Raw genomic sequence first — 19,796 nt, 5'->3', positions numbered from 1 at the left:
GAATTCATAATGTTTCAAAAAATGAAAAAATAATTACATATGATGAAATAAATGGGAAAAAATTGAAATTTAAACAAATAGGAAAAAACAGAAGCGAAACATAATGAAATAAAAATGAAATATACAATTCAAAAAATGAAGACTTATGAAATCTACATAAATCAGAGCACACTCCATTGAACAATCTGTCAATGGAATCTTTGTACTCAGTTTTGTACAATAAGCATGTCAGATAGATAAGTTACCTGACCAAAGGCAAGGCAGGCAATAAGAAGCGCGCGAATTATCAAAGACGATTAGGAACAAGTTGAAATAGCAGTAATACAAAATATCAGAAATCTGAGAGGAGAAGAACAATGAAAGTTGGATTTATCGGACTTGGAATTATGGGAAAACCAATGTGCAGAAACCTTATGAAAGCAGGATATGAAGCTGTTGTATATAACAGAAGCAAGGCAAGCGTAGAAGAATTGGCAGCGGAGGGAGCACAGGCAGCAGGAAGCCCGGCAGAGGTGGCAGAGAACTGTCAGGTGATCATTACAATGCTTCCGAATTCTCCTCAGGTCAGAGAAGTCTGTTTAGGAGAAAACGGAATCGCTTCCGCAGCAAAAGAAGGAACGATCGTGATTGATATGAGTTCGATTGATCCGGTACAGTCGAAAGAAATCGGAGCAGAGCTGAACAAAAAGGGAATTGACTTAATGGATGCACCGGTCAGTGGTGGAGAGCCAAAGGCGATCGACGGAACAATTTCTGTTATGGTCGGAGGAAGCAAAGAGAACTTTGATAAGTACTATGATTTATTAATGGCAATGGCTGGATCTGTAGTGTATGTCGGAGAACTTGGATCCGGAAATGTAGCAAAGCTCGCAAATCAGGTGATTGTAGCATTGAATATTGCAGCAGTGTCTGAGGCACTGACACTTGCAGTGAAAAATGATGCAGATCCGGAGCTTGTATACAAAGCTATCCGCGGAGGTCTTGCAGGATCTACAGTGCTTGATGCAAAAGCACCAATGATGATGGCTCACAATTTCAAGCCGGGATTTCGTATTGAACTCCATATCAAAGACCTGAATAATGCACTGAATGCAGGTCATGCAGTAAATGCAGCACTTCCACTTACTTCACAGGTAATGGAGATTATGCAGTCACTTAAGGCAGACGGAAATGAAAAAGATGATCACAGTGCAATCGTAAAATATTACGAGAAGATTTCTGATACATCTGTTGAGAAAAAGAATTAAGAGAGGTAAGAACTATGAGTGAATCAACCAGAATGATGCTGGGGCTGGTGATCGGAATTGCGATAATGATCGTCCTGGTTATGAAGACGAAGGTACATACATTTATTGCATTATTGCTCGCAGCATTGATCACAGGCTTGATCGGGGGCATGCCGGTCGCAGATATCACAAATGCAGCCGGAGAAACGACAGTCGGAGTTATGACCGCTATCAAAGACGGATTTGGAAACACATTGAAAAGTACCGGTATCATAATCGGACTTGGAGTTATGATGGGTGGAATCCTGGAAGTTTCAGGAGCAGCGGAACAGCTTGCATTTACTTTTATCCGTGTGATTGGCAAGAGAAAAGAAGAATGGGCACTGGCAATCACAGGATGGGTTGTATCCATCCCGGTATTCGCAGATTCCGCAATCGTTATTTTTGCACCACTTGTAAAAGCAATGTCCTCTGTAACAGGAATCTCTGTTGTAGGACTTGCACTGTCACTGGCCTGTGGACTTCAGCTGACACACTGTCTGGTACCGCCGACACCGGGACCGCTGACAGCAGCCGGAATGCTTGGAGTTGATGTGGGACAGATGATCATGGTCGGAGCAGGAATCTCTATTCCGATGCTGATTGTTGTAGTATTCTACTGTAAATATATTGGAAAGAAAATCTATCAGATTCCGAATGAAGGTGGACATGGATATGAAAGAAAAGAATTCAAAAAAGAATATATCAAATCCATGGAAGAAGTTGAAAAACTGGTAGGAGAGAAGAATCTCCCATCATTTACAGCATCTATTCTTCCGATTATCATTCCGATTGTTTTGATTTTTGTTAAAACATTCTGGGGACTGTTTGGAACAGGTGAAGGAGTGGCAAACACAATCATCAGTCTTGTAGGTGAACCAATCTTCGCACTTGGTGTTGGAACAATCATTGCAATCTATGGACTGGTAAGAAAAGAAGATAATAAAAAAGTTATCGGTATCATGGATACAGCAATCAAAGATACAGGTATTATCATGCTGATCACAGGAGCCGGCGGTTCTCTTGGAAATGTAATCAAAGTCAGCGGTATCGGAAATGTTCTTGGAGAGACAGTTGTAGGACTTCCGCTTCCGGCAATCTTGATTCCATTTATCATTGCAGCACTGATGAGAATCGCGCTTGGATCTGCAACAGTAGCAATCACAACAGCAGCATCCCTGACAGCACCACTGATGGCAGCTATCAGTGTATCCCCAATCTTGCTCGCAGCTTCCTGTTGTGTAGGAGCAATTTCCTTCTCCTACTTCAATGACAGTGGATTCTGGGTATTCAATGGAATGTTCGGTCTGACAGAATTAAAAGATCAGGTAAGATGTAAAACAGCAGTGTCATTGATCATGGCAGGAGTTGGAATTATAGAATTACTGTTATTACAGTTTGTGTTATAAATTGAAAGGAGTTTTTTATTATGACATTCGTACCAAAGGGAATTATACCTCCAATTATTACACCATTAACAGACGAGGGTGAAGTAAACTATCCGGTATTAAGACAGATGGTAAATCACCTGATCGACAACGGAGTTCACGGTTTGTTCCCACTTGGAACAACCGGAGAATTCTACGCATTCGATGATGATACATACAGAAAGATCCTTGAGACAGTCGTTGATGAGACAGCAGGACGTGTTCCGGTTTATGGTGGAGCAAGCCATATTACAACAAGAGGAGTTATCAGACTGGTAAAGATCTGTGAGGAGGTCGGAGTTGATGCAGTTTCCGTACTGACACCAATGTTTGTATCCCAGACACAGGATGAGTTGTACAATTACTATAAGACAATCGCAGAAAATACAACACTTCCAATCATCATGTATAACAATAAACCAAAGACAAATGTGACAATCACACCGGCAACAGTTGCAAAACTTGCTGATATTGAAAATATTGTTGCTGTAAAAGACAGTACAGGTGATATGACAAATGCTGCAGAGTATATCCGTCTGACAAGAGGAAAAGATTTCTCTGTACTGATGGGAAGAGATACTTTGATCTACGCAGCTCTTTGCTACGGAGCAACAGGAGCAATCGCATCCTGTGCAAATGTAGCACCGAGAATTGCAGCGGATATCTATGATAAATACGTTGCAGGAGATCTTGAAGGAGCTCTGGAAGCACAGTTTACATTGGCTCCGTTCCGTATTGCATGCGGTATGGGAACATTCCCGGCAGCAATCAAGGAAGGTCTCGTTCAGGAAGGAATTCCGGTAGGAAAATGCTTAGATCCGATCGGCGAACTGACACCGGAAGAGAAAGAGAAGCTGCATAAAGTACTTGCAGATATGAACCTTGTTTAAAACAAGAAGTTATTAAAAAATGTTAATAAACTAAAATTTGCTGCCATGATTTCGGTGATCGGACTGCAAGTCAATCTCCGGTCCGATCACTGAAGTAAAAATAAAAGTAGAATAGAAACAGATAGAGAAAAAGTTCGTGTATAAAAGGAGAAATTGTTATGTCTAGAATCGTAAAGATGGAAGTATATCCAGTAGCCGGAAAAGACTGCATGGAACTGAATTTAAGTGGAGCACACGCACCATACTTCACAAGAAATATTGTTGTTCTTTATGATGAGAACGGAGAGACAGGAGTTGGAGAAGTTCCGGGAGGAGAGAAGATCACAAAAGCACTTGAGGAATGTATCCCGCTTGTTGAAGGAACAAGGGTTGCTGAGTATAAGAGCACACTGCTTAAAGTAAAAGCACATCTTGATTCTAAGGGAGAGGAAGATGTCAGAGGAAACCAGACATTTGACCTTCGTACAGGAGTTCATGTAATTACAGCGATCGAGGCTCCATGTCTTGATCTCCTTGGAAAGCAGCTTGGTGTTCCGGTTTGTGAACTTCTCGGAGACGGACAGCAGAGAGATAAAGTAAGAATGCTTGGATATCTCTTCTTTGTAGGAGACCGTAACAAGACAGATCTTCCGTATGATTCAGAGCCGGATTCAGATTGTGCATGGTACCGTCTGCGTCACGAAGAAGCACTTACAGCAGATAAGATTGTAGAGATGGCACTTGCTACAAAAGAGAAATACGGTTTTAAAGATTTTAAACTGAAAGGAGGAGTTCTTGCAGGAAACGAAGAGATGGATGTGATCCGTGCAATGAAGAAAGCACTTCCGGACGCAAGAATCGACCTTGATCCAAATGGTGGATGGCTTCTTGAAGAAGCAGTTGAATATGTAAAGGGAATGGAAGGAATCCTTACATACTGTGAAGATCCATGCGGAGCAGAAGGTGTTTACTCAGGAAGAGAGATTATGAGTGAATTCCGCAGACGTACAGGTTTCCCGACAGCAACAAACATGATCGCTACAGACTGGAGACAGGTTGGACACTCTCTGGAATCTCAGGCAGTTGACATCATCCTTGCAGACCCACATTTCTGGACAATGAGTGGTTCTGTACGTGTAGCTCAGATGTGCCATGATTTTGGATATACATGGGGATCTCATTCAAATAACCATTTTGATATCTCCCTTGCAATGTTTACACAGGTTGGAGCAGCGGTTCCGGGAGAGTACAATGCACTGGACACACACTGGATCTGGCAGGAAGGTCTTGAGAGACTGACAAAAGAGCCACTTCAGATCGTAGACGGATGTGTAGAAGTTCCAAAGAAACCAGGACTTGGTATTGAAGTGGATCTTGAGCAGGTGAAGAAAGCACATCAGCTGTACCTTGATAACTGTCTTGGAGGAAGAGATGATGCAGTAGGAATGCAGTATCTGATTCCGGGATGGAAATTCGATCCAAAGAAACCTTGCCTTGTAAGATAAGGAGAACGACAGTGGAAAATGAAACAGAAGATTTACATTCCTCAGCCAATCGCTGCAGCGGGAGAGGACTATCTCATAGAAAAAGGCTATGAGATAGTCCGCGGCAGCGGAAAGACAGACAAAGAATCAATAAAAAATGATATTGCAGTATGTGATGCAATGATTCAGCGAACTGCAAAAGTAGACAAGGAGATACTTGAAGCAGGAAAGAACCTGAAAATCATAGCCAGACATGGGGCAGGATATGACAATCTTGACTGGAAGGCTGCGAATGAGTTAGGGATTTATACGACTTATTCACCGGACACGACGACCTTATCTGTTGCAGAATTCACTATAACGGTGATTTTAAATCTTGCAAAACGTCTGAAAGAATCCGAAGAACTGGTAAGGAATGGGGATTTTCAGAAGAAATTTTCACTGAAAGGGACCGATGTAGCAGGAAAGACACTCGGGATCATCGGTCTTGGAAAGATTGGAAAAGAGGTAGCAAGAAAGGCGGCACTGGGACTGGATATGAGAGTCATTTCCTATGTGTCGCGTCCGGAAGGGAAAGATATTCCAGAGTATATAGAAATTGTGTCCTGGGAAGAACTTTTGCAAACATCGGATTATATCAGTCTGCATGTGCCGGGAGGAGAAAAGAACCAGGGAATTATTTCAAAAAAAGAGTTTGCCATGATGAAGAAATCCGCTTCCCTGATTCAAGTTTCCAGAGGCGGCGTTGTTGATGAAGAGGCGTTAGCAGAAGCAATTAGGAACAGTCAGATCAGAGGTGCAGCAGTGGATGTGTTCTCAGAAGAACCACCCCAAAAAGACAATCCATTATTGAAACTGGAACAAGTGATTCTGACACCGCATATTGGTTCCAATACGGTGGAATGTATGGATCGGATCGCACTGGATGTGGCGGAAGATGTACATCTTGTCCTTTCCGGAGAGAATCCGAAACATCCAATTAAAAGATAGATTATGACAGAAGAGGAAAGGCAGCGGGAAAATGGAAAAAGTGACTTTAGATCCGGCAATTAAATTCGGAGCCGGGAGATACAGACAGGAAAAGAATTTACTTGAAGAGTGTGGAAAAGAAATTTCACGTTTTGGAAAGAGAGCATTTATCATTGCCGGAAACAGAGCGTGGGATGCAGTGAAAGAACGGATGATTCCGGGATTTGAGAAGGCAGGACTTGAGTATGAATTGCACCTGTATGGTGGAAAGTGTTCTTATGAAGCTGCCAGGGAATATGCTGAAAAATGCAAAGCAGAAAACTGTGATGAGGTAGTCGGAATCGGTGGCGGACTTGTTATGGATTTTGCAAAAGCAGTCGGTGAATATGCGGATACCGGAGTTGTCAACATTCCGACATCAATCGCAACCTGTGCCGCATTTACAACAATGAGTGTTATGTATACGCCGGAAGGTGCGAAGAAGGACTGCTGGAGATTCGAACATGAAGTCGATGCGGTTCTTGTAGATCTGCAAGTGATCGCAGAATGCCCAATCCGTTATGCGGCAGCCGGAATTTTGGATGCGATGGCAAAAAAAATCGAGATACAGAACGGCAAGCCGAAGATGTATCTCAGTGAAAATAAAATCGATCTGTTCAGTGCCTACAAGATGGCAGAGTATACTTACGAGGTGCTTGTAGAGTATGGTGCACAGGCAATTGAAGATATCCGTCATAAGAGACTGACAAAGGCAGTGGAAGATATCACATTTATCAATATCGCTGTAACCGGTGTGATCGCGAACATCACGAAAAGCTTCTCACAGTCAGCACTTGGTCATATGATGTATGACGGTGTGCGGACTTATTTTACAAAGGAAGCAGAGCATGCGCTGCATGGAGAAATCGTGGCAGTGGCACTGTTTACACAGCTTTATTACAATAAATTAAGTGAAGATAAAGAGGCACTTCGTCTGTTCATGAAAGGGATGGACATGCCATTAACTTTGCAGGAGCTTGGAATCGAGCCGACGCAGAAGAATCTTGATATTCTGGAAGCGTATCTGATTGATTCTCCTTATGTAGAGCAGTCAGAAGAGAGCTTTAAGCTGCTGCATGAAGCAATGAAACAGATGTGTTAAAAGAAAGGAAATAATAGAATGAAAGTAGGATTTATTGGACTTGGAATTATGGGAAAACCGATGAGCATGAACCTGTTAAAAGCAGGAAATGAGCTCGTTGTATTTGATTTTAATGAGACAGCAGTTGCAGAGGTTGTTGCAGCAGGTGCAAAGGGAGTAAAAAGCGGAGCTGAAGTAGCAGCAGAGTGTGACACAATCATCACAATGGTTCCAAACTCACCACATGTACGTGCAGCATGTCTTGGAGAAGGTGGAATTGCAGAGACAGCAAAACCGGGAACAGTTGTAATTGATATGAGCTCTATTGATCCGGTAGAATCTAAAAAGATTGGCGCTGAGCTTGCAGAAAAAGGAATTGAACTGATGGACGCACCGGTAAGTGGTGGGGAGCCGAAGGCAATCGACGGAACACTTTCTGTTATGGTTGGTGGAAAGAAAGAGACATTTGACAAATATTATGAACTGTTGATGCAGATGGCAGGTTCTGTTGTATATGTTGGAGAACTTGGATCAGGAAATGTTGCAAAACTCGCAAATCAGGTAATCGTTGCACTGAATATCGCAGCAGTATCCGAAGCACTGACACTGGCAAAGAAAGCCGGGACAGATCCGGAGCTTGTATATCAGGCAATCCGTGGAGGTCTTGCAGGTTCTACAGTTCTTGATGCAAAGGCACCGATGATGATGGATCACAACTTCAAGCCGGGATTCCGTATTGAACTTCACATCAAAGACCTGAACAATGCGCTGAACGCTGCACATGCAGTAAATGCATCTCTTCCGCTTACAGCAGAGATCATGGAGATCATGCAGTCCTTAAAGGCTGACGGAAATGAAAAAGATGACCACAGTGCAATTGTAAAATACTACGAAAAAGTATCTAATGTGTCTGTAGAAAGAGAAAACTAAGATTAACCATTTGTAAAAATATAAGTTATTGCCGGTCATGGGAAACTGTGGTCGGCATTTTCTATCTGAATAAAAGGTCAGGAGGAAGAACAGAATGAAATTACATATTATCGACGAGGCAGAACGTTGCCTGAAATGTAAAAAACCACTTTGTCAGCAAGGGTGTCCGATTCATACACCTATCCCACAAATCACTCAATTATTACTTGAAAACCGTTTGATGAAAGCCGGTGAAATCCTTTTTGCAAATAATCCAATGTCCGCTGTCTGCTCCACCGTATGTAACCATGAAAATCAATGTGAAGGCCATTGTGTTTTAGGAAGAAAGAGCAGTCCAATCCATTTTAGCAGTATTGAGAATTTCATTTCAGATTCTTATCTTGACAGGATGGAAGTGCCGAAAATAGAGAAAAACGGAAAGAAAGTAGCGGTGATCGGTTCAGGACCGGCAGGAATTACAGTTGCTATCAAGCTTGCATTAGCAGGTTATAAAGTAACGATTTTCGAAGAACGAAGCAAAATCGGCGGTATGCTGCAGTATGGAATTCCAGAATTCCGTCTTTCAAAATCTGTGATCGACCGATACAAAAAGAAAATGGAAGAATTGGGAATCCGGATTCGCCCGAATACCGTGATCGGAAGTGCAATCGTGATCGATAATCTGTTCCGCGACGGATACAGCAGTGTCTTTGTAGGAACAGGAGTATGGAGACCGAAGGCAATCGGAATTAAAGGAGAGAGTCTTGGAAATGTATACTTTGGGATTGATTACCTCAGAAGACCGGAGGCACATCAATTGGGAGAGAAAGTAGCTGTTATCGGTATGGGAAATGTTGCGATGGATGTAGCCAGAACTGCATTGCGTCATGGTGCAAAAGAGGTTACACTGTATGCAAGAGGAAAACGCATTTCCGCAAGCTCTCATGAGGTGTCTTATACAAAACTGGAGGGCGCAGACTTTGTGTTCGGAAAGGCAATAGGGTCGATCAATGAAGCCGGTCCGATGTTTAAAACAAGTATATTTGATGAAAACAATAAAGTGATTGGATATGAAGAAAAATTAGATCAGGTAGAAGCAGACTCTGTAATCATTTGCGTGAGCCAGGCACCAAAGAATAAGCTGGTACTTACAACGGATCAGTTAAAAACGACAGAGAAGGGACTTCTTCTGACAGATGAGAACTGCATGACAACACATGAAGGTGTTTTTGCAGCAGGAGATGTTGTACAGGGAGCGAATACGGTGGTTCATGCTGTAGAGGAAGCAAAACGGGCTGCTGAAGGGATGATTCGATATATGGAAAGGGAAGAAAATGAGTGATTTATATCTTACATTAAAAAATGGAATGAAAATGCCGCGTCTTGGTATGGGAACCTGGATGCTTGGTGAACATCTGTCAATCTACCAGCAGGAAAAGAAGGCGCTTCAGGCAGGGCTTGATGCAGGATTTACTTTAATAGATACAGCTGAAATGTATGGAAATGGACTTTCAGAGAAATTAATCGGGGATACGATCCAGGGATATTCTCGAGAAAAACTCTTTCTTGTTTCAAAAGTATATCCGCACAATGCAGGATGTCCGCAGATTTATGACAGTATTGACCAGACATTGCATAATCTTAAAACAGATTATTTGGATATGTATCTGTTGCATTGGCGCGGAAGTATTCCGTTGGAAGAAACAGTGGATGCAATGGAAGAACTGGTGAAAAAAGGCAAGATCAGAAGCTGGGGCGTATCCAATCTAGATACATCAGATATGAAAGAACTGTTTTCAGTTCCAAATGGAGATCACTGTCAGGTGGATCAGGTATTGTATCATCTGGGATCCCGTGGGATAGAGTATGATCTGATGCCCTGGCTGGAAGAACATCAGACACCGATTATGGCGTATTGCCCACTTGCACAGGCTGGAAGCCTGCAAAGAAGCTTGTTAAAGAACAAAGAAGTGCAGAAAATAGCAAAAGCTCGTGGCATTACACCGATGCAGGTACTTCTCGCATTTGTTCTTCGGAAAGACCAGGTGATTGCAATTCCAAGAAGTGGCAGAACAGAGCATGTACTTCAGAACTGGGCAGTAAAAGATGTTGTCCTTACAGATGAAGAATACGCTGCTCTTGACCGTGCATTTCCAGCACCGGAGCATAAGACCTATTTGGATATTGTATAGAATAAGCTGTGAGAAGAAGTATTGTGAAAATATAACAAAAACGTGTGGAAACGATTACATTGTCTTGAAATAAACAATGTTTGTCAACGAAATCAATGACAAAACGATGAAAAACAGAAAAAAATTAAGTGAATCTGTCTCTAGAAAAAGAAATCTCTGAATGCTATTCTGTTAGTGTAATAAAGGAAAATAAGAATAGAAATTTTAAAGAGAGTTTATAGGAGGCAGGGGAATGAGAAGAGTTTTGCAGAATCTGATCATCGCATTTACAGTTATCTTTTTGTTTACAGGCATGTTTTTATATAGAAAATCAGAATATGTGGAAGCAAGTGGACAGTATACAAGTAACATAACAATCCGTAACACTTCACCGCTTGAACTGGAAAATGTTCAGGTTAAGTTCAACGGAGCAGAAACAGTAACAATCGGGGCAATGCAGTCTGGAGAGAAAAGAGTGATTGAGATTCCAGAAGAAGCAAAACCGGCAGTTACAGTCCAGGTGAGCGGAACATCTGATCTGGCCGGAAAATTCGCCGGACATTTCAGCGGAAGAATCACAGACGGAACAGAAGCTGTGATTTATCTTGAAGAAGATATGACACTTGGAGTTTCATCGAATGTGATAGATGATTGAAGAGAACAAGACTTATAAATTTCAAAGTCTTTCATAATATGAAGAGAGTGGACAGCAGAAATTAGTTTTGCTGTCCACTCTTTTTATGATATTATGTAATTGTTCAGAGCCAAGCAAAATTAAAAAAACAGGTATAAAATGCTTGCATTTTTAAGACTGTTTTTTAAATTTTATTTGGCGGATACGCCACACCGACGAAATGCGTAGCATTTTGGAGGTTGGCTCTGAACAGTTATGCTATTATGAAGAAAGAAATGACATCGGTGAAAATTATATTATAATAATAGGAAAGGATAATGATAATGAATCAGAAAATCATTCTTGCATCAGCATCTCCGCGCAGACGAGAGCTGCTTGCGCAAATCGGTTTAGAATTTGAGGTAAAGGTAAGTAATAAAGAGGAAGTCTATACAAGTATAAAACCACAGAAGATTGTAGAAGAACTTGCATTGATGAAAGCAGAAAATGTTGCATCTGATCTTCAGGCAGAGGGAGTAGAATTGAAAAATACAATTGTGATCGGAGCAGATACAATCGTTGTACGTGACGAAGAAATCCTTGGCAAGCCAAAGAATGAAGATCATGCATATGAGATTCTTCTAAGCCTTCAGGGAAGAGCACATGAAGTCTATACAGGTGTTGCAATTCTTTCCTATAATAATGCAGGCGAGAAAGAAATCATTAACCATGCGGTAGAGACAAAGGTTCATGTGCATGAGATGAGCGAAGAAGAAATCCGCGCGTATATCGCAACCGGAGATCCGATGGATAAGGCGGGAGCTTATGGAATCCAGGGAAGCTTTGCGGCGTATATAGATGGAATCGAAGGGGACTACTATAATGTGGTTGGACTGCCGGTATCATATGTGTATCAGCAATTGAAAAAACGCTAAACATATATTGTTACATTTGTAATTATATAGTATAATACATATGTTGTCGCTCCTAATCTGGCAACAGAAAGGGGGTGTGAATATGTCGATATTTATCTCTTTTCTTGTTTCCGTCGCAGCAAGTGTAGTTGGCTACTATGTTTGCAAATGGCTAGACGGAGATGACAGCGACAATTAGCCTGAATGGATGCTCAACCATCAAAAAAGATCTATGATTCCTTATGTACGTAATTATAACTGTTTGGAATAATTACATTAAAGGAACTTCAATTTCTGTACTAATGCTTCATACATCATTTTTTCCTCGCTTTCCGACTCTTGTGCTAAATATAGGAATTAACTTTCTAGAAAAACATTTTTCTACAATCGGATTGAAAATTTCAAACTTTTATCTTCTTTTTTCTCTGATTCTGATTTATCTTTGCCTTCAGCTAATTCCTTTTTCTCTTGAGTGTCCTCTGTTTTGTCTTCAAAATACTCCTCTCTTTCCGTAGCAAGCTCTAATCTGCGTTCCTGCTGATTGTAAAATAAAACCTTATCGGACAACCTATCCTTCGGCAACACGTCTGTAGCATTGACACTTTTTACCATTTCTTGCAATTGTGTTATTGATATAACTCCATTATCGGGATACACCAGCAATTCATGTACAGTAGACGGAAGTATATAATAATCCATTTGTAACAGATTACCTATTTTTTGTGCCATTTCATCATGTGCAATCATCGCTGCGCCATTATACAGCTTATAATTTGTTAGCACGTACAGCCCGGTATCATCAATTTTGTCTGCTGATAGCAGATTATCAGGTCTTGTCCCCCCATTCAAATAAGTTCCCATTTCCAATAGATCTGCCAGTAAAGGTTGATTCCATGCTGCCTGAACCTTTATCGTGTCTTGATATAGTTGATCTGCCGTAATCCCCCAACGTTTGGTTAACTTATCGGTTATTGGTATAGATATATGTTCCGCATCATTTTTGTCCATATTGATCTCATACAACGCAACATAACTTCCCAGCTCCGTTTTTATCTGATTCATCGGAATTTCAGTAAAATCCGGATCTCGCAACACGAACTGCAGATGTTTCTTTACCTCTGTGTAATTATTCACGAATTCTATCGCCTGTCTTTTTTCGTCTCTAATTTTCCCAACAGTATGCCACCCCTGCGTAATGTTATTTGCAACAGTTTCCATGACTGGAAATATATTTTTGTTCTCCATAAATTTTTCATATGCTTCATCCAAATATATTCTTATTGTGTTAGGAGATTTTTTTTCTGATATCACTAACCCCATGTGTTTTCCAACCTCAATTTTGAAATCTTTGAATTCAGATGGAAGATGATATTTAATATTCTTAGCTACAAATTGTATGAATTCTTCCTTTTTCATTTTGTCAGTCCTCCCTCTGTACCGAAATTCGGTACGCCCATTATTTTCCGATATTCCTGAAGAACACACTCCGAAATTTTCTTCTGCATTGCTTTCCCTATGGCATAGATCACATCATGATACCCATCCGAACTTTTATATTGTGGCATATTAATAAAATAGCCTCTTTGTCCTTTTTTAATAGTGATTCCATTAATTGTAAGTCCTAGCAATTGAACAGATGCAACACCACATATATATGCTTTCGCATTCGGTGGATACCGTGGAACAATTGGGCTGATGGAAAGTATTTCTATCTCTGGAAGATACAAATCTTTTCTCATTTCCTCTTTGATTTTTTCTCCTACAGCCTTTTCAATTTCTTCCCTTAATTTTTTTTCGGGTACAAGTATATTTTCCCATTTTCCACAACGTTCTCTTCTGGGATAACTAAGAAACGAAGTCTCTTCTCCCGTATCTTTATTTTTAAATTTACGAAGCTGAACCGGAAATCGGATGATATTTTCTAAAGTGACCATTCCATATGCCCACACATCCGTCTCATAAGATAAGTGCATCTCTACATGAATATCCATCCTTTATTCCTTCCTTTTTTCATTTATCTTTCTTAAACGTTCCATTTGTTCAACCGTCAGATTTTCAAATGCAAATTCTGACATTTCTTTTACACCAACTCCACTTTCCAGGCACTCCAACAGATAATCCTTTTGTTCCTTCGTCATCTTATCATTCTCCAAATATTTCCCGATAAATTTCTTTGTATCTGTTGACGAAAAAAGATACTTACGAATACGTTTTCCTATACTCTTTTTTCTCTCTTCTGGTTGAATTTCTTCCCGTCTGACTTCTATCTTATTTTCAATATTTTCCTCTTCACTTAGTTGTTTTTCTATTTGTGTTTCTGCATCCTTCCTGTCTGCAGGATTACTCGTTGCTGCCACTACCGATGTTGACTGCTTTTCCAATTCATTTACCTTTGCTTTTAATTCTTCATTTTGTCGTTGCAAGTCCACTTTTTGCATATTTATCATTGTAATCATTTCATCTTTTGCTTCGATCAGTTTATTCGATTTTTCAATCTGCTCTTGAATTGCTTTATCTAGTCCAGCTTCAACAGAAGATCGTACATCTCTGTTTTCCTTCACTACATCCATAACCTGTTTTTTTAACATCTGAATTTCATTGGATAAGGAAGTCTTTGCCTGATATTTTTGTTTCAGAAATTTTGTTCTGGCATCTTGGATTTGAGGAATTGTATATCCTGAAAGTTCCAGTATTTCCTGATCTCCCATTCCATCTAATGCGCATATGAGATACCACATACATTTCTTACTATCTTTTGTCTCATTTAAAAGATTTCCGATCAGATCTGTCTTTACATCTTGAAAAATATCATTTAAATTAATCGTATTTATTTTGTTTTCGCCCACTGCGTCTGCACCTCTTTCTTTTTACTGTTTTGATAAGTATGTTCCGTTGGCTGTCCCCATGCTGCGGTATAGAATAATTTGTCTTCCTCTTCCTCTTCTTTTATCTGCCTGATAATTCTTTTTTCATCCCGAATGGACTGTAACTTCTTTTCCATTTGTTCAACCTTCTCACTTCCATCCAATATTGCATCTGGAAAATCCTGTTCCAATTCTTCCAATTCATCCAATATTTTTTCAAAACTATCATCGGATTCTGGCACTTCACTTAACATTTCTTTTAACTTCTTATATCTTATATACGCTTCATTGTCCTGTAGAAAATCCTTATTGTATATTTGATTCTTTAATGCTTTTTCCTGTTCTTTTATTTTCGCTTCTCTATCTAAAGCTCCGCATAGGAACTAATTTGAAATTGTTTCAAATAATTAATGTTTTCCCACAATTGGTCAATGTGTAGCAGACTTTTTCGTACTTCCCGATAATCTACGGCATATGGATTTTTTATATTATGATATTGGACAGATACAAAATATATTTTCCGGATTCTTTTTTTCTGAAATTGTGTTACCGCCTGATGCGTATTTATCCTTTTCATTTTATAGAATCTTATTCGAGGACTCCTTGGATTTTTATATACAAATTTTTCTCTTCGAATTCTTGAAAGGATCTCCTCATAATGATACCCAGATCCAAGGTTGTAACTTCTCCAACCTCTTTTTTGTTCCATTGCACGAAATGAAAAATACGCACCATGCTTTTGAGAATCTCCCTTACGAATCTGATAACCGATTTTTTCCATATTAGAAATAAATTCTTCTTCATTGCCAGAGATAGAAATAATATAATCAATATCAGCACGAATAATTTTTTTCCAGGTTGGCGCACCTTTTTTGTCTGCCTGCCATTGTGCATAAGATTTTCCTTTTCTTGTTTCTGCATCGAATTCCAGTGGCGGCAGTCCATACTTCTCACAAATTTTATTTGTGATCGGCTGAATATACTTCTCCCAGTCTCCATTTTCGTATCGGTACTTATATCCACTCATTCGATTCACTGAATTGAAAACAATGTGTCCATGCATGTGCTTCTGATCATTATGAATTGAAAAAACATAATCGAAATCGTCACCAAGATATTCTTCGCAAAATTCTTTTATGACTTGATATGCCATTTCTTCATTTACCTCTCCAGGTTGAAAACTGATAACAAAATGATATCCCTGTCTTCCTTCCAGCTTATCCCAGTCAAGTTTGGTATCCATCATAACCTGATAAACTTCTTGCGGTGTGAATCCTGAGTTTCCACCAATCAATTCCCCATCATTTGTTTTTTTAGGATTCATAATATAACGAATCGAATTATTTAAATGTTTGCTGCCACCTCTCCTACCTTGTTTAATGTTCATCAATTTTGTGATTGCCACGATCTTCCTCCAGTTTTTCAATCAGATTTTTTACCTCTTCTTCAACCTGTAGAAGATTTTTTTGCAAATAAAAAACAGAGTCGATATTCCCATGACCACTGTTGATCTTTGCAGCCACCTGATTGATATTAACTCCGATTTTTCGTATTTGATAAGTTAAGTTTTTTAATTCCCGGTAATATGCCAGTTCTTTTATTTCTTCTCGAAATAATTTTTCCCGGATAAATGCAGATACATTTACGCTTCCTTCTTTTATTCCATATTTAAATTTCCACGCATCCTCTTTCTTAATTTTTTCTTCTAATATTTCCCATTCCTTTTCTGAAAATCGAATCGTATATCGAATGTCTCGTCGGCTCATGGCTCATTGCTTTCATATGAATATCCTTGCTCTTCTACACTTTGCTGTGTACCGGAATTCGGTAGATCATCGGAAACTACTTCATTATTTTCTTCAAAGTTTTCTAATGCAATTTCCATCTCCATCGAAAATTCCTCACTGTTTTTTTTCAGAATATCCAAGAAAGTATCAATATTTTTTTCATTAATTTTTCCGAAGCTGTCTTGAACGGCACGTAATATTTTTTCTTCCTGTTCTCTCTGAATTTTATTTTCAAGTTCCTTTTTCTTTGTCAGAATTTTTTTCCGTTTTTCATCATAATCCGCCAAAAATTTTTCTTTTTTTCTTTCCAGCTTTTCCAAATCTTCCGTTACTTTTTTTAATTGTTCTTTTAAATCCATTTTTCACTCTACTCCGTTTCCTGTTTTAAAAAAGAGATGCTGAATTGCATCCCTTACCTCTGGTTTTCTAATTTTATTTTATCAAATCCAATCACCTTTATCTAGGTTACTTTAGGTACACATTTTCAATGGAATGGCTGCTCTTCTTCTATTTTTTTATGATACTGTTGAACAAGAAGACTTTCCATTTCTCTTAACTGCGCAGAAATTTTGTGTAACATTTCTGTACTGTTATCTGCTGGTGCCAATATTTTTGCTTCTAAAAAATCAGTCGCAGTCGGATATAATTTCCGATTTCTGTTTTCAATCGCTTCCACTGCCTGTTCGGATAATCTGAATGTTCTTTTTAATTTTTCCATCTTAGTTGTCTCCTTCTTTTTATTATCTTTTTTCGTGTATGGCTTTCTGTATGTACACTGTATGGCTTTTCTGCTGTACTGTATGGCTTTGTATATGGCATCGTATGGCAATTGAGCCGTACTGTATGGCTTTCGAGCCGTCTTGTACAGCTCCTTGTATGGCACTGTATGGCTTTCCTGCTGTACTGTACAGCTTTCTGTATGGCATCGTATGGCAATTGAGCCATCTTGTACAGCTTTGCGTATGGCAACCCTTGTTTTTCGTATGGCTGAGTGTATGGCTTTTGTACAGCTTTCTGTATGGCTTTCTCTGAATCACCGAAGGTGATTTGCAAGATACGCAAAATGTCAGACATTTCACCTTCTTGTTAGGGAACTTCCCTAAGACCCTTTTTTTCGTTATTTAGGTAGTTATTTTTGTAGTTAGTTTCTCCATCCAGAAGCGATCGCACATTCTGTCTGAATTGATTTTTATCAATTTTTTTCTCCTGGTATTTTCCAAGTTCACCCTCCAGTTCATCCAAGATTTTTTCAAACTTCGTCTCTGTTGCTCGAAAATCCACATTCATTTTTTTCTTCTCCATGTGAAATGCCACCGAAACAGGAAGATCTTTTTTATTCAGCTCCATGATCGACAGAATCAAATCTGAAAGTGAAGAAACCGGATGGACTTCATCCAAATTTCCTATATCAAATTCAATCAATTCTTCCATGCTACATTCAACTTCTTCACAAAATTTTTGCATGACTTCAACAGGAATCTCACAGATTAGATTTTCATAATTAGAATATGCAGAAGGGATTAGATTCAATCTTTCTGCCATCTTTTTTTGAGAAATTCCTTTTTCTTTTCTCAAATTTTTCATCTTGGTTCCGATTTTTAAATAAACAGATAATTTCATTTTTTCTTCTCACCTCTAACAAAAATATGTAAAAAAAGAACAGCAGAATTTGTTTCCACTGTTCATACTTTTTATTATTGTCCTTCTCACCTTGACAAGCAAATATTATTTTTCTTCGCCTTTTTTTTCTTCGATTTTGTCTCTGGATTTATTTCTTTTTCGATTTCGTCTGTTTGAAATAATTTATCCAGATTTTCTCTCTTTGACAAATCCATTTCATGAATACACATCAGAAACTTCTCAGCATTCAGATAATCTATTGCTCCGTTTCTTGTCGGTTGTCCATTGTATATTACACAACATTTTTTCACCGGAGCAAAATTTTCATTGATATAATTTATAAAGTCTTCATTTCGCAAATGCCGAGTCTGTTTGTCTACAACTTGATCTGAATGTTTGATTTCAAATAGATAACTTTCTTTTTTCTCCATGTCTACAATGATTAGATCAGCCTCCGCATCCGGCAAGTCATCTACTGGACCAACTGATAATTGTGATACATAAAACCGTTTGCGATCAATCTCTTGATAACATTTATATGTTTCGGAAAGAATAATATTTTCAAGAAGAATTCCCTTCACAAATTGATCTGCCCTCTGCATAAATATTGTTTTGTCTTCAATCTCACACGTATTATTCCATACATTATCCTGCTCCAATTGATGTAGTAATTCCGTCGCATGTGCATAAATCATTCCTGGCTGTTGCAAGATTTCTAAGTCTCGCCCACCTCCCCGTTTCAGAGATTGAAATGTTGGTATTGTGATATACAGATCCAAAAATCTCAAATATTTTTTTATCATTTCCAAATCTTCTTGTGTTACTACTGTCTGCATCTCATCATTATTTTTTATTCCTAATGCTGACTTTGTTGCATCATTAATAAACATAATCTTAAGTTTTCCTTGGTATTTTGATTTATCAGTTTGGTATGTTGCATACAGAGGTGCACTTTTATAGGATCGATTAATTGCTTTCATAGTAATTTCATAACTGAATCTATTAATCATTTTCTGGATTACAGAAACAAGTTCATTTCGATCATAAAGTTCTGTCAAAACTGTAGCATGTTTTCTTTTTTCTTCTCTTCCCTCCAATCCATGCAGGATATTTTCTACGATAGCTGTATTAAGATACTCATCTGCATTTTGGTTATTTTTATAAGTGGTATTAGTAAGTGTTCCACCATACTCAATGTAAGTATCCAAATCTTTTTTACAAATTCTTTTAAACTCCGCATATGGAATCTGTGAAGTATGGATTAGAATTGTGCGATCATAAAGAATATCTGTTTTCGCCATATAGATTCCAAAAGAATCTGTTCCTGCAATAACAATCTTTGCTCCCATTGTACGATAATAATCTGAAAATACATTTCCATACACCTGTAAATCTTCAATTAGTGTCACTTCATCTATAAAGAAAAGACGCTTTCCTTTTTCATATAACTCATCAAGCACCTGCTCCATTTCCAGCATATCACAGGTTTCTTTACATAAAATATAAACGCTCTTTTCTTTCTCTTCTGGTGGCAACTCAGAAATACACTGGTTCATCATAACGGTTTTCCCGGTACGCCTCAGTCCATATAATGCACAGATTTTTCCATTGTAATCTGGATTGTGTTCTGTTATATATTTATATAATTTTGGATAGCAATCTCTTTTTTCAGGATAATCTTCTGCTGAAATATTTCTTCCATCTACAATTCTCATCTTTTTTTTGATCTCTAATAACGCTTTATCCTGCCACTTTTCCATACCATCACCCTCTCCGACAATTAT

At 38.8% G+C, this 19,796-nt stretch carries 20 protein-coding genes and 1 pseudogene; 11 read left to right on the top strand and 10 right to left on the bottom strand.

The window, feature by feature from the left end; genetic code table 11:
* Nucleotides 1-347 precede the first annotated feature (347 nt).
* From garR (DXB52_RS07855) to DXB52_RS07805, 11 genes and pseudogenes are all read left to right on the top strand, one after another.
* Nucleotides 348-1,247: pseudogene (gene garR / locus DXB52_RS07855) on the top strand (2-hydroxy-3-oxopropionate reductase); the annotation flags it as partial.
* Nucleotides 1,248-1,261: 14 nt separating this feature from the next.
* Nucleotides 1,262-2,674 (top strand): GntP family permease, encoded by a 1,413-nt coding sequence (locus tag DXB52_RS07850; RefSeq protein ID WP_055148593.1) that lies wholly within the window; start codon nt 1,262-1,264, stop codon nt 2,672-2,674.
* Between the two features lie 20 nt (nt 2,675-2,694).
* A complete protein-coding gene (locus DXB52_RS07845) occupies nt 2,695-3,582 on the top strand; it encodes a dihydrodipicolinate synthase family protein (RefSeq protein WP_015528000.1) in 888 nt (295 codons plus the stop codon).
* A 158-nt stretch (nt 3,583-3,740) separates the two neighbouring features.
* A complete protein-coding gene (locus tag DXB52_RS07840; protein WP_055148596.1) occupies nt 3,741-5,066 on the top strand; it encodes an enolase C-terminal domain-like protein in 1,326 nt (441 codons plus the stop codon).
* Between the two features lie 18 nt (nt 5,067-5,084).
* Nucleotides 5,085-6,035, top strand: a complete 951-nt coding sequence (locus DXB52_RS07835; protein WP_117499244.1) for a hydroxyacid dehydrogenase — start codon at nt 5,085-5,087, stop codon at nt 6,033-6,035.
* Nucleotides 6,036-6,066: 31 nt separating this feature from the next.
* Nucleotides 6,067-7,155, top strand: coding sequence for an iron-containing alcohol dehydrogenase family protein (locus DXB52_RS07830; protein ID WP_015527997.1), 1,089 nt, complete (start codon nt 6,067-6,069; stop codon nt 7,153-7,155).
* A gap of 18 nt (nt 7,156-7,173) precedes the next feature.
* Complete coding sequence (gene garR / locus DXB52_RS07825; RefSeq protein ID WP_055148600.1) at nt 7,174-8,064, top strand: 2-hydroxy-3-oxopropionate reductase; 891 nt, start codon at nt 7,174-7,176, stop codon at nt 8,062-8,064.
* 94 nt (nt 8,065-8,158) lie between these two features.
* Entirely contained in the window at nt 8,159-9,385 is a 1,227-nt protein-coding gene (locus DXB52_RS07820) for an NAD(P)-dependent oxidoreductase (protein WP_118106908.1), read from the top strand.
* The gene (locus DXB52_RS07815) at nt 9,378-10,235 is read left to right on the top strand and encodes an aldo/keto reductase (RefSeq protein WP_015527994.1); all 858 of its coding nucleotides are present in this window, start codon (nt 9,378-9,380) and stop codon (nt 10,233-10,235) included. Before DXB52_RS07820 ends, DXB52_RS07815 begins: the two co-directional genes overlap by 8 nt.
* A gap of 232 nt (nt 10,236-10,467) precedes the next feature.
* The gene (locus DXB52_RS07810; RefSeq protein ID WP_118106907.1) at nt 10,468-10,869 is read left to right on the top strand and encodes a DUF5300 domain-containing protein; all 402 of its coding nucleotides are present in this window, start codon (nt 10,468-10,470) and stop codon (nt 10,867-10,869) included.
* Nucleotides 10,870-11,171: 302 nt separating this feature from the next.
* Nucleotides 11,172-11,762, top strand: coding sequence for a Maf family protein (locus tag DXB52_RS07805; RefSeq protein ID WP_181989180.1), 591 nt, complete (start codon nt 11,172-11,174; stop codon nt 11,760-11,762).
* Between the two features lie 360 nt (nt 11,763-12,122).
* Here DXB52_RS07805 and DXB52_RS07800 read toward each other — a convergent pair whose 3' ends face one another.
* The 10 genes from DXB52_RS07800 to DXB52_RS07750 form a co-directional block, all read right to left on the bottom strand.
* On the bottom strand, nt 12,123-13,157 hold the full coding sequence (locus DXB52_RS07800; protein WP_118106905.1) for a DUF5688 family protein: 1,035 nt from the start codon (nt 13,155-13,157) through the stop codon (nt 12,123-12,125).
* A complete protein-coding gene (locus tag DXB52_RS07795) occupies nt 13,154-13,732 on the bottom strand; it encodes a septation protein SpoVG family protein (RefSeq protein ID WP_118106904.1) in 579 nt (192 codons plus the stop codon). The genes DXB52_RS07800 and DXB52_RS07795 overlap by 4 nt, the downstream gene beginning before the upstream one ends.
* 3 nt (nt 13,733-13,735) lie before the next feature.
* Nucleotides 13,736-14,587, bottom strand: a complete 852-nt coding sequence (locus DXB52_RS07790) for a hypothetical protein (protein ID WP_118106903.1) — start codon at nt 14,585-14,587, stop codon at nt 13,736-13,738.
* A complete protein-coding gene (locus tag DXB52_RS07785; RefSeq protein ID WP_118106902.1) occupies nt 14,569-14,859 on the bottom strand; it encodes a hypothetical protein in 291 nt (96 codons plus the stop codon). Before DXB52_RS07785 ends, DXB52_RS07790 begins: the two co-directional genes overlap by 19 nt.
* Before the next feature lie 110 nt (nt 14,860-14,969).
* On the bottom strand, nt 14,970-16,010 hold the full coding sequence (locus DXB52_RS07780) for a relaxase/mobilization nuclease domain-containing protein (protein WP_118106901.1): 1,041 nt from the start codon (nt 16,008-16,010) through the stop codon (nt 14,970-14,972).
* The gene (locus DXB52_RS07775) at nt 15,982-16,371 is read right to left on the bottom strand and encodes a plasmid mobilization protein (protein WP_118106900.1); all 390 of its coding nucleotides are present in this window, start codon (nt 16,369-16,371) and stop codon (nt 15,982-15,984) included. Before DXB52_RS07775 ends, DXB52_RS07780 begins: the two co-directional genes overlap by 29 nt.
* On the bottom strand, nt 16,368-16,751 hold the full coding sequence (locus tag DXB52_RS07770; protein ID WP_118106899.1) for a hypothetical protein: 384 nt from the start codon (nt 16,749-16,751) through the stop codon (nt 16,368-16,370). Before DXB52_RS07770 ends, DXB52_RS07775 begins: the two co-directional genes overlap by 4 nt.
* A gap of 125 nt (nt 16,752-16,876) precedes the next feature.
* Entirely contained in the window at nt 16,877-17,110 is a 234-nt protein-coding gene (locus DXB52_RS07765; protein WP_118106898.1) for a hypothetical protein, read from the bottom strand.
* 368 nt (nt 17,111-17,478) lie between these two features.
* Nucleotides 17,479-18,012 carry a helix-turn-helix domain-containing protein gene (locus DXB52_RS07755; protein ID WP_118106896.1) on the bottom strand — a complete coding sequence of 178 codons (534 nt, stop codon included), beginning with the start codon at nt 18,010-18,012 and terminating at the stop codon, nt 17,479-17,481.
* Nucleotides 18,013-18,098: 86 nt separating this feature from the next.
* Nucleotides 18,099-19,772 carry an AAA family ATPase gene (locus tag DXB52_RS07750; RefSeq protein WP_118106895.1) on the bottom strand — a complete coding sequence of 558 codons (1,674 nt, stop codon included), beginning with the start codon at nt 19,770-19,772 and terminating at the stop codon, nt 18,099-18,101.
* Between the last annotated feature and the right edge of the window lie 24 nt (nt 19,773-19,796).

This window comes from Ruminococcus sp. OM04-4AA (assembly GCF_003462585.1).
Lineage (GTDB): Bacteria > Bacillota > Clostridia > Lachnospirales > Lachnospiraceae > Mediterraneibacter > Mediterraneibacter faecis.
Note: the sequence above shows the minus strand (reverse complement) of the source record. Positions and strands in the feature narration are given on the sequence as shown.